This is a genomic window from Methylobacterium sp. PvR107 (assembly GCF_017833295.1).
GTDB lineage: Bacteria > Pseudomonadota > Alphaproteobacteria > Rhizobiales > Beijerinckiaceae > Methylobacterium.
Genome location: NZ_JAFIBW010000001.1, coordinates 1,028,703 through 1,041,635, shown reverse-complemented (window position 1 = coordinate 1,041,635; position 12,933 = coordinate 1,028,703). Strand labels below are relative to the sequence as shown.

Sequence of the window (12,933 nt, the reverse complement as noted above, 5' to 3'; positions counted from 1 at the left end):
GTGATTTGGCTGGCCTGTGCGGTGCAGCTATAGAACCTCAAGACCGACGACACACGCATCGGAACACAACCTGATAGCGTGGGCAGGGGCATCAAGCAGCGGACGGATCAGTCAGTTTTCTTGCCATCTTCAGTCGCGATGGCGGGACCTGATCGCGCCCGGGGGCTAAGGAATGCGAACGCATAAACAGACGACCCTCAAAGGGCCGGCAACGCTCTCTGGCATCGGGGTTCATTCCGGGAACCCTGCCGAGATCACGATCCGGCCTGCTCCGGCCAACCATGGCATCGCCTTCCTCCGCACCGGCACCACCCACGGCAATGACCGCCTGATCAAGGCGCATCATGCCCTCGTCTCCGCCACCGAGCTCTGCACCGTTCTGGGTGATATCGAGACCGGTGCGGTCGCCACCGTCGAGCACCTGATGTCCGCCCTGTACGGGCTGGGCGTGGACAACGCCCTGGTGGAGATCGACGGCCCCGAGATGCCGATCCTCGACGGATCCGCGCTCCCCTTCGTCCAGGCGATCGATCAGGTCGGGATCGCGACTTCCGATACGCCGCGGCGCTGGCTTAAGATCCTCCGTCATGTCCGCATCGAGACCGGGACGTCCTTCGCGGAGTTGCGGCCCATCGACCGGGGCTTCCGCCTCGACGTCGAGATCGATTTCGAGAGCCCGGTAATCGGCCGGTCCCGCAAGGCGATGGACTTGTCGCCCGCCTCCTATCGCCGCGAGATCGCCGGCGCCCGCACCTTCGGGATGATGCGGGATGTGGAGCGCTACTGGAAGGCGGGCTTCGCCCTCGGCGCCTCGCTGGAGAACACCGTCGCGGTCGGCGAGAGCGCGGTGGTCAACCCCGAAGGCCTGCGCTTCCCGGACGAGTTCGTCCGCCACAAGATCCTCGACGCGATCGGCGATCTGGCGCTGGCCGGCCTGCCGCTTCAGGGCGCCTACCGCTCCTATTGCGGCGGCCACCGGATGAATGTCGGCGTGCTCTCCGCCCTCTTCGCTGACCGGTCCAACTACGCGATCGTCGAGGCGCAGGGCTCGCGGCGCGAGACCGTTCTCTCCGAACTCAGCGCCGGACTTGGGATCGCCGCCTTCGCGGCAGACCTCTGAACGGCACCCTGTGTCCTCTCGGACACAGACGGCAACCGATCCTTGCCGCCGCAGCCTTGCCGCTTTCGTGCCCGAATCGAACGTCACGGTTTAATAGTCCGTGAACGGCGGGCGCGGCCCGAACGGGCCGAATCCACCCACGCGATGGCATGACGGCGCGACACGGCGCCGGTTCGGGAAAGAGCGCCAGATGCCTGTCACCATTCGTCATCGCCGGGCGGCGGCCTTCGCGGCGCCTCTCGTGGCCATCCTTGGCCTGGGCCTCGGCGGCTGCGACTTCGACCCGACCCAGATCTTCGCCGAGAAGTACAAGCCCGAGGTCGTGCCGGACGTCCCAGCCGACAAGCTCTACAGCGACGGCTTGGCCAAGCTCGAGGACAGCGACTACGAGGGCGCGGTCAAGAAGTTCGACAGCCTCGACAAGCAGTACCAGTATTCCGATTGGTCCCGGAAGGCGCTGCTGATGACGGCCTACGCCAATTACGAGGGCCAGAAATACGACGACGCGATCAGCGCCTCGAAGCGCTACCTGCAGCGGCACCCGGCCAGCAAGGACGCCGCCTACGCGCAGTACCTGATGGCGATGTCGAACTATAAGCAGATCCCGGACGTGACCCGCGACCAGGAACGCTCCGAAAAGGCGCTCGCCTCTCTCCAGGAGCTGGTCCAGAAGTATCCGACCTCGGAATACGCGGCGGATGCGAAGGCCAAGATCCAGATCACGCGCGACCAGCTCGCCGGCAAGGAGATGGAGGTCGGGCGCTTCTACCTGGAGCGGCGCAACTTCCCGGCCGCGATCAACCGCTTCCGCGACGTCGTCGCCAAGTACCAGACCACGCGCCACGCCGAGGAGGCCCTGGAGCGCCTGACCGAGGCCTACTGGGCGCTCGGCATCACCCAGGAGGCGCAGAACGCCGCTGCGGTGCTCGGGCACAACTTCCCGGAGAGTTCCTGGTACAAGGACGCGCATGCGCTCCTCGCCCAGGGCGGCGTCGAGCCCCGCGAGGAGAAGTCCTCGTTCCTGTCCAAGATCTACCGCACGGTCACGGGCAAGACCGCCTCGGCCGAGTAAGGCGGCCGGGTCCGACCGAGCCCGACCCGCGAAGCCTCAGGGGCCCGGAGCCGATGCTCCGGGCCTTTCCGTTGTCGCATCCATGACGTCCGGTGCGACGCATTTTTCGGGTGAATCCACGCCGCGACGGCCTTATGTCTGCGGTCCCTCCTGAGGAATGCCCCCGCCGCATGCTGGCGCAGCTCGCGATCCGCGACATCGTTCTGATCGATAGGCTCGAACTGAATTTTCGATCGGGGCTCAGCGTCCTGACCGGGGAGACGGGCGCGGGCAAATCGATCCTGCTCGACGCCTTCGCCCTGGCGCTCGGCGGCCGCGGCGACGGCCGCCTCGTCCGCCACGGCGAGGCGCAGGGCGTCGTCACGGCCGTGTTCGATCTGCCCGTCGACCATCCGGCGCGCCGGATCGCCGCCGAGGCCGAGATCGATACCGAGGGCGACCTGATCCTGCGCCGGACCCAGATGGCCGACGGGCGGACCCGCGCCTTCGTCAACGATCAGCCGGTCGGGGTGCAGGTGCTGCGGGCGATCGGGGCCGCGCTCGTGGAGATCCACGGCCAGCACGACGACCGGGCGCTGGCCGATCCGGCCTCGCACCGGGCGATCCTCGATGCCTTCGGCGGTCTACAGGCCCACCTTGCCAAAGTCGGGGGCGCGTCGCGGGCGGTCCGCACGGCGCGGACGGCGTTGTCCGAGCATCGTGCCCGCGTGGAGGCGGCCCGCAAGGAGGCCGACTTCCTGCGCCACGCCGTCGAGGAGCTGGCGGCGCTCGCTCCGCTGCCGGGCGAGGAGGCGCAGCTCGCGGAGCGCCGCAGCATCATGCAGCAATCGGAGAAGGTTGCCCGCGAGCTCAACGAGGCGCTCGACGCCGTGGGCGGCCCCCATTCCGGCGTGCCCCATCTCTCGGCCGCTCTGCGCAAGCTGGAGCGCCGGGCCGCGCAGTTGCCCGCCCTCGTCGACCCCTGCGTGAACGCCCTCGACGCCGCGATGGTGGCCCTCGACGAAGCCCGCGCCGTTCTGGGCGCGGCCGTGTCCGAGACCGAGTTCGATCCCCGCGATCTGGAGCGGGTAGAGGAGCGGCTGTTCGCCCTGAGGGCGGCCTCCCGCAAGTACGATGTCGCGGCCGATGACCTGGCCGCGCTGGCGGAGCGCTACACCGCCGATGTCGCGGCGATCGATGCCGGCGAGGCGGCTCTGTCCGGGCTCGAACAGGCGCTCGCGAAGGCGGAGGCCGATTACGCCGAAGCGGCTGAGAAACTCAGCGCCGGGCGCCGCCGGGCGGCCAAGCAGCTCGATGCCGCCGTGAAGGCCGAGCTGCCGCCGCTGAAGCTGGAGCGGGCCCGGTTCATCACCGAGATCGCCACCGATCTGGAGTCGCGCGATCCGGCCGGCACCGATCGGGTCGAGTTCTGGGCGCAGACCAATCCCGGCACGAAGCCCGGGCCGATGATGAAGGTCGCCTCGGGCGGCGAGTTGTCGCGCTTCATGCTGGCTCTCAAGGTGGTCCTGGCCGACAAGGGCTCCGCCCCGACCCTGATCTTCGACGAGATCGATACCGGCGTCGGCGGAGCCGTGGCCGACGCGATCGGCCTGCGCCTCGCCCGGCTCGCCGCGACCGTGCAGGTCGTCGCCGTGACCCACGCGCCGCAGGTGGCGGCACGCGCCGAGACGCATTTCCTGATCGCCAAGGCGCCCGTGAAGGGGGCCAGCCGTGTCGCGACCCGGGTGTCGAGCCTGCCCGTCGCCGAGCGGCGGGAGGAGATCGCCCGGATGCTGGCGGGCGCCATCGTGACCGACGAGGCCCGCGCAGCGGCGGCTCGGCTCCTTCAGGGCGCCGATGCGTAAACGCACATCAACCTTAACTGTTGGTTGCAATTAGTAATTTATTAACCCTTGTTTACGAGAATACGATCGTTCTGATGCCGCGGACGATTTCGGCGGCTTGTCGGTGGGAGGGAGCGATGAAGCCGTCAGTGGTCGCGTCCGATGGGCATCTGCGCGCGGGCCAGCCGCTCAAACAGTCGATCGACACGCGGCAGCTCGGGCTCACGCTCCGGACGGTCTACGAGGGGAGTGTCGATACCCAACCCATCACCGACACCCATGTCGAACTGCTTCTGCGCCTGCGTCAGAAGGAACGGGAACTGCGCCGGGCGAGCTAGAGTCCAATTCGACCCGCCTCAATCGGTCCAGCGGATCGCGGTTGTTCTTGAACCGCACAACCATTCGTCGAACGCGCAGCCGCCTCTTCGCAATGGACGGCCTGTATGAAGCCGACGATTACCAGCGTCGGGCCCCCGGCCTCCGGCGATACTCGGCAGCCCGAATCAAGGTCAGCACCCGATCGAGGTTGACCAGCAGATCCGCTTCCTCGACACGCGCCTGCGCGACCGTCCCGGGATCGGTGCTGAACTTTTGGCGCGCCTGCGCCAGCGTCAGGGCGCGCTCCAAGGCCTCCCGCTCGGCATGAAGCGCAAGCCAGGCTGGATCGGCTTCCGTCGCTGCCTCGACCTGCTCGCCGCCCACGATCCGACATCCTTCCAAGACCAGTGCCGGTATTGAACGCACGAGGTCGATGAACCGTGCCGCTGGATCTGCGGCCGCGATGTCATCCCGGTGTCATCTACCTGTCGTAACCGCCCGGTCCATCGGGCGGCCGGCGCTGGGTCTCTTCGCAAGATCGGCTGCAGAGCTCTGCCGCGGGCACGGGCTCGCCGGCGGAGCGGCGCAGGCTCTTGCCCGACGGCAACGGAGATTCCCTTGAGACCCTTCGCTTACGCGCTCGCCGTCGGCCTCGCGACGGTTCAGCTCGCGTCCGCGGCACTCGCCGCCGACATCACCGGCGCCGGCGCCACGTTTCCCTTCCCGGTCTACTCGAAGTGGGCCGAGGCCTACCGCAAGGAGACCGGCTCGGGCCTCAACTACCAGTCGATCGGCTCCGGCGGCGGCATCAAGCAGATCCAGGCCAAGACGGTCGATTTCGGCGCCACAGACGCGCCACTGAAGGCCGAGCAGCTCGCCAAGGACGGCCTCGTCCAGTTTCCGACCGTGATGGGCGGCGTCGTGCCGGTGGTGAACATCCCCGGGATCGAGCCGGGCAAGCTCAAGCTCACCGGCGACATTCTGGCCGACATCTACGCCGGCAAGATCGCCAAATGGTCCGATCCGCGGATCGCGAAGCTCAATGACGGGCTGAAGCTCCCCGATTCGAACATCACGCCGGTCTACCGCTCGGATGCGTCGGGTACGACCAACATCTTCACCACCTACCTCGCCCAGGCGTCCGACACCTGGAAGAAGGAGTATGGCGCGGCGACCACGATCTCCTGGCCGGTGGGGCAGGGCGGCAAGGGCAACGAGGGCGTGACCGCCACCGTGAAGCAGGTCCCGAACGCGATCGGCTACGTCGAGTCGGCCTATGCCAAGCAGAACAAGCTGGCCTACGCCCTGCTGCAGAACAAGGCCGGCAGATACCCGCAGCCGGACGACAAGGCGTTCCAGGCCGCGGCCGCGAGCGCCGACTGGAAGGCCGCTCCCGGCTTCGGCATCTCGCTGACCAACCAGCCGGGCGACGACGCGTGGCCGATCACGGCGGCGACCTTCATCCTGATCCACAAGGATGCCGCCGATCCGGCGAAGGCCGCCGACGTGCTCAAGTTCTTCGACTGGGCCTACAAGAACGGCGACAAGCTTGCCGCCGATCTCGACTATGTGCCGCTGCCGGACAACGTCGTCGAGCTCATCCACCAGGAGTGGAAAGACGTGAAGGGCAAGGACGGTAAGCCTGTCTTCAACATGTGAGCGTGGCCGGGAGGAGGTGAGAACCTCCTCCCTCGCGTCCGGGAACGCACCGCGCTACTACGCCACCCTTCGCAGAGAACCGCGGATGCCCGCTTTGACAGAATCGATCGCCCTCGGCCGAACCCGTGCTGCCAGCGCACGGAAGGCGCCGAGCCGAAGCCTCGACACCCTGTTTCGGACCTGCTCGTACGGCGCCGCTCTGCTGGTGCTTCTCGTCCTTGCCGGCATCCTCGGCTCGATCCTCTACGGCGGCTGGCCCGCCTTCCGAGAGTTCGGCTTCGGCTTCCTGACCTCGAGCGCCTGGAACGTCGGGACCGAGCAGTACGGCGCCCTCGTGGCGGTGCTCGGGACCGTCGCCTCCGCGTTTCTGGCGCTGCTGATCGGCGTCCCGGTCTCCCTCGGGATCGCGGTCTACCTCACCCAGCTCTGCCCCGGCTGGGCGCGCAAGCCGGTTGCCATGACGATCGAGCTGCTCGCCGCCGTACCGAGCATCATCTACGGCATGTGGGGCCTGTTCGTGTTCGCGCCGCTCTTCGCGCGCTTCGTGCAGATCCCGGTCTCGAACCTCGTGGAGGGCATGCCGATCGTCGGCACGCTGTTCTACGCCCGGGTGCCCTCGGGCGTCGGCGTGTTTACCGCCGGGATCATCCTGGCGATCATGATCGTGCCGTTCATCGCCTCGATCGCCCGCGACATGCTCGATCAGATCCCGACCGTGCTGCGCGAGAGCGCCTACGGCATCGGCTGCACCACCTGGGAGGTGGTGCGCCACGTGCTGGTGCCGCAGGCCGCGGTCTCGATCATCGGGGCGATCATGCTCGGCCTCGGCCGCGCCCTCGGCGAGACGATGGCGGTGACCTTCGTGGTCGGCAACGCCAACCGCCTCTCGGCCTCGATCTTCGACCCGAGTTCGACCATCGCGTCGCGCATCGCCAACGAGTTCAACGAGGCGGACGGGCTCCAGCTCAACGCGCTGATGGCGCTGGGCTGCATCCTGTTCGTGATCACCTTCGTGGTGCTGATCATCGCCCGGCTGCTCACGCGCCGCGTCCAGTCCGCCTGAGGAGCACGCGCGATGGATGCCTCCAACACGATCGCCGCGCCCGCCCAGCGCCGCTCCGGCCGGGTGCGCCAGGGCCGCCGCATCGCCGACCGGACCCTGCGCATCGCCTGCTCCGGCGCGACGCTTGTGGGCGCCCTGGTCCTCGGCTCGATCCTGGTGATGCTGATCGTCCAGGGCGTGCGCGGCTTCACGCCGACGCTGTTCACCAACCCGACACCGGGCCCCGGTTCCGAGGGCGGCGGCATCGCCAACGCCATCCTGGGCAGCCTCATCCTGACCGGGATCGGCATTCTGATCGCCACGCCGATCGGCGTCATGGCCGGCACCTACCTCGCCGAATACGGGCGCGGCTCGAAGCTGGCGGCCCTGATCCGCTTCCTCAATGACATCCTGCTCTCGGCGCCGTCGATCCTGATCGGCCTGTTCGTCTACACGCTGATGGTTCGCCCGATGGGCACCTATTCGGGCTGGGCCGGCGGCGTGGCGCTCGCGATCATCGCCGTGCCGGTGATCGTGCGCACCACCGAGGACATGCTGCGCCTCGTCCCCGGCACCCTGCGGGAGGCCGGCGCGGCGCTCGGGGCGCCGACCTCGACCGTGATCATGAGCGTGTCCTGGCGGGCGGCCTCGGCCGGCATCGTGACCGGCATCATCCTGGCGCTGGCCCGGATCGCCGGCGAGACCGCGCCCCTGCTGTTCACGGCACTCAACAACAATTCCTGGTTTTCGGCCAACCTGCTGGGCGGCGTCGCGAACCTGCCGGTGATGATCTACCAGTTCGCCCTCTCGCCCTACCCGAACTGGCAGGGCCTCGCCTGGGCGGGCGCCCTCCTGATCACCGCGACCATCCTGGCGCTGTCGATCATCGCGCGCCTCGTGATCAAGCCGCACGCCTCGCGCTGAGACCCCTTTCGAGGATACGACGATGAACGCCGCCTCCGCGATCCCCACGGTCGAGCTGAACCGCAACCGCGCCGACGAGGGCGGCCCCGTGCGGATCTCCGTGAAGGACCTGAACTTCTACTATGGCAGCTTCCACGGGCTGAAAGACGTCAACCTCAACTTCCACGACCGGCAGGTCACGGCTCTGATCGGCCCCTCCGGCTGCGGCAAGTCCACCCTGCTGCGCTGCTTCAACCGGATCTACAGCCTCTATCCGGAGCAGCGGGCCGAGGGCGAGATCCTGCTCGACGGCGAGAACATCCTCAGCCCCTCGATCGACCTGAACGAGCTGCGCTCGCGCATCGGCATGGTGTTCCAGAAGCCGACGCCGTTCCCGATGTCGATCTACGACAATGTCGCCTTCGGCCTGCGCCTCTACGAGAAGCTGCCGAAATCTGAGCTGGACGGCCGCATCGAGGAATCCCTGCGCAAGGCCGCCCTCTGGGACGAGGTGAAGGACAAGCTCCGACAGGCGGGGACCGGCCTGTCGGGCGGCCAGCAGCAGCGCCTGTGCATCGCCCGGACGGTGGCGCAGCGCCCGGAGGTGATCCTGTTCGATGAGCCGACCTCGGCCCTCGACCCGATCTCGACCGGCCGCATCGAGGAGCTGATCGAGCAGCTGCGCGACGAGTTCACCATCGTGATCGTCACCCACAACATGCAGCAGGCGGCGCGCATCTCGCAGTTCACCGCCTTCATGTATCTGGGTCAGCTCGTCGAGTTCGGTCCGACCAACCGGATGTTCATGAACCCGACGGAACGGCGCACGCAGGACTACATCACCGGCCGGTTCGGCTAGTCTGCCGGAGAGCTCCGGTCGCGGGTCCGCCGCTTCGCGTCCCGAGCGGGCCGGCGGATCCCGCAAGCCCCCCGGAGGGCCGTCCCCGGGACTCCATCGAAGGATCCATCATGCCCGGCCATATCGTCTCCTCCTATGACACCGACCTGGAGAACCTGCGTCGCTCGATCTCGGAGATGGGCGGCGTGGCCGAGAAGATGACCGCGGAGGCGACCGATGCCCTCGTGCGCCGGGACGACACACTCGCCCAGGCGGTGATCCTCGCCGACAAGCGCCTCGACGCGCTGCAGCGGGACATCGAGGAGCGCGCGGTTCTGCTGATCGCCCGGCGCCAGCCCCTGGCCATCGATCTGCGCGAGACCATCTCGGCGATCCGCGTCTCCGGCGACCTCGAGCGGATCGGCGACCTCGCCAAGAACGTGGCCAAGCGGGTTGTCGCGATCTCCGATCAGGCGCCGGCCCAGAAGATCGTGCTCGGCGTGCGCCACATGAGCGACCTCGCCGAAGGCCAGCTCAAGGATGTGCTCGACGCCTATGCGAGCCGCGATATCGAATCGGCCCACGATGTCTGGGAGCGCGACGGTGAGATCGACGCCCTGTACAATTCGCTGTTCCGCGAGCTCCTGACCTACATGATGGAGGATCCGCGTAACATCTCATTCTGCACGCATCTGCTGTTCTGCGCCAAGAACGTCGAGCGCATCGGCGACCACACCACCAACATCGCCGAGACGATCCACTATCTCGCCACCGGCGAGACGCTAGCGGGTGATCGGCCAAAGAACGACGCGTCGAACTACGCGACCGTGGACGGGGTGCAGGCTCCGTAGGCGAGCCGTCCCCGATTCACGCCCGGCCTGCGCCCCCCAGCGGGGTACCGTCGGAGAATCGGAGGGTGCGGGTTGAGGCTGAGCGGCGCCTCCCGCATCCTCGGCCTGCACGCGCGCTCCGATGAGAGTCGGGACATCGGCAGGCCGTATGGCGCCGCCTTGGGAACGGGTCTTCGAACGTGAGCATGCAAGTCCTGATCGTTGAGGACGAGGAGGCGCTGACCACGCTGCTGCGCTACAACCTTGAGGCCGAGGGCTTCCTCGTTGACTCGGCGGCGCGCGGCGACGATGCGGAGCTGCTCCTGGCCGAGCGGATCCCCGATCTCGTCCTGCTCGACTGGATGCTGCCGGGCCTCTCGGGAATCGAGCTCTGCCGCAGGATCCGGGCGCGCCGGGAGACCGAGCGGCTGCCGGTGATCATGCTCACCGCCCGCGGCGAAGAGGGCGACCGGATCCGCGGTCTCGGCACCGGCGCCGACGATTACATCGTCAAGCCGTTCTCCGTGCCGGAGCTGCTCGCCCGGATCCGTGCGCTGCTGCGCCGGGCCAAGCCCGCCCATAGCTCGGATCGGCTGGCCGCCGGCGATCTCGAACTCGACCGCACCGGTCACCGCGTCCGCCGCGGGGGCGAGGAGTTGCATCTCGGCCCGACCGAGTTCCGGCTGCTGGAATTCCTGATGCTGGCTCCAGGCCGGGTCTTCTCCCGCGAGCAGCTCCTCGACGGGGTCTGGGGCCACGACGTCTATATCGACGAGCGCACCGTGGACGTGCATGTCGGGCGCCTGCGCAAGGCGCTCAACGGCCCGCGCCAGACCGACCCGATCCGCACGGTCCGCGGCTCGGGCTACGCCTTCGACGAGACGTTCTCGCTCGAAGCCTGAGGCAGCCGCACGGGCTTGTCCGAAAGGAACAGCATTCGGCCCGCCGTCATCATGCGCTCAGCGAAGTGACCCAGGGCAGCGGGACGCCGGTGAGCGTGGCGCGGCTCGATTGTTCCGCTCGCGCAGACGGCGGGACGGGCGCATCGATGCTCGAGCGCCGAGCCCCCTAAAGATCTTAGCGTGCCAGCGCCGCACTCCGGCCGGACGCGGCCGGAACCGCGTCCAGCGCCGCCAGAACCGTCCCTTCCGTGAGGATTTGCGGGAGAACCTGGGGCTCTCCGGTGCCGGCATAGAGAAGGTAGAGCGGCACGCCGCTGCGCCCGTACTTCTCCAACAGGCGGGTGATCTCGGGATTCTGGTTGGTCCAGTCGCCCTTCATGTAGGTCACGCCGCGCTCGGCCATCGCGGCCCGCACGGCCTTGGTGTTGAGCGAGGTCGCCTCGTTCACCGCACAGGTGATGCACCACGCCGCCGTCATGTCGATGAAGACCGGGCGGCGGGCACTCACCAGCGAGTCGAGGCGCGCCTGCGTGAACGGCTCGATCCCGTCGGCGGCGGCCTGCGCCGACGGGACCGGGCGGTCCTGCGGGAGGGTCACCGCAAGGGCCGCGACGGCGATGATCGCGAGGATTGCGGCGGCCTGGGCGATCCGACCGGCACGGGGTGCGGCGGCACGTCCGCGCTCCCACGCCCAGGCGGCGAAGGCGACCAGCACCAGCCCGATCAGCGCTGCCAGCAGCCCGCGCGGATCGACCTGCTGCGCCAGCACCCAGATCAGCCAAGCCACGGTCGCGTAGACCGGGAAGGCCAGGATCTGCTTGAGGATCTCCATCCAGGCGCCGGGCCGCGGCAGCGCCCGCAGGGCCGGCGGCCAGAGGGTCAGCGCCAGGAAGGGCAGGGCGAGTCCGAGGCCGAGGCTCGCGAACACCGCGAACGCCACGCCGGCGCTCTGGGTCAGCGCGAAGCCCACCGCCGAGCCCATGAACGGCGCCGTGCAGGGCGTGGCCACGAGCGTCGCGAGCACGCCCGTGAAGAACGAGCCGCTCAGGCCCGCGCGCCGGGCGAGCCCGTCGCCGAGGCCGGCAAGCCGGCCGCCGACATGGACGACTCCCGACAGGCTGAGGCCCATCGCAAACAGCAGATAGGCCAGCCCCGCCACCACGATCGGCGATTGCAGCTGGAAGCCCCAGCCGATCGCCGCGCCGCCGCCCTTCAGGGCAATCAGGACACCTGCGAGGCCCAGGAAGCTTGCCAGCACTCCGGCGGTGTAGGCCAGCCCATGGAGGCGGAGGCGGCCCGGGCTCTCGCCGGCATGCCGGATCAGGCCGAGAACCTTGATCGACAGGACCGGGAAGACACAGGGCATCAGGTTGAGGATCAGTCCGCCGAGGAAGGCGAAGGCCGCCGCGGTCGCGAGCGTCAGCGCGTCGAAATCGGGTGCGTTCGCCCGTGCTGCGGGCGCTTCCGGATTCGCGGCGGCGGTCGCCACCGGCAGGACCGGCTCGTCGCCATACGCGAAGGCGAGCCGGCGGGGACCCGCATCGGTGACCTCCTCGAGGGTCAGGACACCCGGAAGCGCGGCCGGCGCCGGCTCGGTCGGGCTGCTGCGGACAAGTATGAGATGCAGGCCGGCCTCATCGACCGACATCACCTGCGCGGCGGCGTTGTCGATCACCGTTTCGGAATAGGGGAAGAATGCGGCGTTCCGAATGGAATCCGCCTTGAGGCCGGTCGCCGCGAATTCGAGCCGCAGCGTCTCGCCCTGACCCGCGAGATGCAGCGGCCAGAGCGCAGGGACCGGCAGGGCGGCCCGGGCGCGGGCGAACAACGCGGAATTGCCCGGATCGGGCCGGGGCTCGCCCACCGGCAGTGTCAGCGCGAGGTCGGCGGAGCCCGGCACGCACTCGGTCTCGCAGACGAGATAGGTGAGCTTGGCCCGGATCCGCACCGGTTCGGCCGGGTCGAGGCTCGGCGGCGGGGTCACCGGGACGAGGAGCGTGACCTCGCCCTCGTAGCCGTAGTTCATCAGCGTGGCGATCGGGATGCGTTCCGGCGCGGGCCACCGGATCGCCCCGGCGTTGAACCCCGCCGGCAGGGTCCAGGTCACCTCCGGCGGCAGGCCGGAATCGCCCGGATTGCGCCAGTAGACGTGCCAGCCGGGCTTCACCGCCATGCGCACGGCGAGGGTGAAGGGCTGCGCACCCGCCACCGCGCCGGGCTCGGCCACCAGGCTCGACCGCACGAGGTCCGGTGGCGTGCGGAAGCTCGACTGCGGGCCCTGCGCCGCCGCCGCCGTGAGGCCTGCGGCCAGAGCCAGGATCAGGAAGGCAAGGCGACGGATCATGCTGTCCCTTCGCGCGCAGGGCCGGAGCGGTTTCACGCGCGGCGATATTCAGCCCGGCGCGGGCTATTCCGTGGTCGCACCG

At 68.7% G+C, this 12,933-nt stretch carries 12 protein-coding genes; 10 read left to right on the top strand and 2 right to left on the bottom strand.

Features of this window, described 5'->3' with window-relative positions; genetic code table 11:
• Positions 1 to 172 precede the first annotated feature (172 nt).
• The 4 genes from lpxC to JOE48_RS04755 all read left to right on the top strand — a co-directional run bounded on the left by lpxC (position 173) and on the right by JOE48_RS04755 (position 4,353).
• The gene (lpxC, locus tag JOE48_RS04770) at positions 173 to 1,120 is read left to right on the top strand and encodes a UDP-3-O-acyl-N-acetylglucosamine deacetylase (protein WP_210028350.1); all 948 of its coding nucleotides are present in this window, start codon (positions 173 to 175) and stop codon (positions 1,118 to 1,120) included.
• Between the two features lie 190 nt (positions 1,121 to 1,310).
• A complete protein-coding gene (locus tag JOE48_RS04765) occupies positions 1,311 to 2,192 on the top strand; it encodes an outer membrane protein assembly factor BamD (RefSeq protein WP_210028349.1) in 882 nt (293 codons plus the stop codon).
• A 170-nt stretch (positions 2,193 to 2,362) separates the two neighbouring features.
• The gene (recN, locus tag JOE48_RS04760; protein WP_210028348.1) at positions 2,363 to 4,036 is read left to right on the top strand and encodes a DNA repair protein RecN; all 1,674 of its coding nucleotides are present in this window, start codon (positions 2,363 to 2,365) and stop codon (positions 4,034 to 4,036) included.
• Between the two features lie 116 nt (positions 4,037 to 4,152).
• A complete protein-coding gene (locus JOE48_RS04755) occupies positions 4,153 to 4,353 on the top strand; it encodes a hypothetical protein (RefSeq protein WP_210028347.1) in 201 nt (66 codons plus the stop codon).
• 118 nt (positions 4,354 to 4,471) lie between these two features.
• Here JOE48_RS04755 and JOE48_RS04750 read toward each other — a convergent pair whose 3' ends face one another.
• Entirely contained in the window at positions 4,472 to 4,717 is a 246-nt protein-coding gene (locus JOE48_RS04750; RefSeq protein WP_210028346.1) for a hypothetical protein, read from the bottom strand.
• 234 nt (positions 4,718 to 4,951) lie between these two features.
• On the opposite strand from JOE48_RS04750, the gene pstS reads away from it, so the two are divergent.
• From pstS to phoB, 6 genes are all read left to right on the top strand, one after another.
• Positions 4,952 to 5,992, top strand: a complete 1,041-nt coding sequence (gene pstS / locus JOE48_RS04745; protein WP_210028344.1) for a phosphate ABC transporter substrate-binding protein PstS — start codon at positions 4,952 to 4,954, stop codon at positions 5,990 to 5,992.
• A gap of 85 nt (positions 5,993 to 6,077) precedes the next feature.
• Positions 6,078 to 7,055 carry a phosphate ABC transporter permease subunit PstC gene (gene pstC, locus JOE48_RS04740; protein ID WP_210028343.1) on the top strand — a complete coding sequence of 326 codons (978 nt, stop codon included), beginning with the start codon at positions 6,078 to 6,080 and terminating at the stop codon, positions 7,053 to 7,055.
• A gap of 12 nt (positions 7,056 to 7,067) precedes the next feature.
• On the top strand, positions 7,068 to 7,958 hold the full coding sequence (gene pstA, locus JOE48_RS04735) for a phosphate ABC transporter permease PstA (protein WP_210028342.1): 891 nt from the start codon (positions 7,068 to 7,070) through the stop codon (positions 7,956 to 7,958).
• Positions 7,959 to 7,980: 22 nt separating this feature from the next.
• Positions 7,981 to 8,796, top strand: coding sequence for a phosphate ABC transporter ATP-binding protein PstB (gene pstB, locus JOE48_RS04730; protein ID WP_210028340.1), 816 nt, complete (start codon positions 7,981 to 7,983; stop codon positions 8,794 to 8,796).
• Positions 8,797 to 8,906: 110 nt separating this feature from the next.
• Complete coding sequence (phoU, locus tag JOE48_RS04725) at positions 8,907 to 9,626, top strand: phosphate signaling complex protein PhoU (protein WP_210028338.1); 720 nt, start codon at positions 8,907 to 8,909, stop codon at positions 9,624 to 9,626.
• A gap of 185 nt (positions 9,627 to 9,811) precedes the next feature.
• Positions 9,812 to 10,507 carry a phosphate regulon transcriptional regulator PhoB gene (gene phoB / locus JOE48_RS04720; RefSeq protein WP_210028336.1) on the top strand — a complete coding sequence of 232 codons (696 nt, stop codon included), beginning with the start codon at positions 9,812 to 9,814 and terminating at the stop codon, positions 10,505 to 10,507.
• Positions 10,508 to 10,682: 175 nt separating this feature from the next.
• Here phoB and JOE48_RS04715 read toward each other — a convergent pair whose 3' ends face one another.
• Entirely contained in the window at positions 10,683 to 12,851 is a 2,169-nt protein-coding gene (locus JOE48_RS04715) for a protein-disulfide reductase DsbD (protein ID WP_210028335.1), read from the bottom strand.
• Positions 12,852 to 12,933 lie beyond the last annotated feature (82 nt).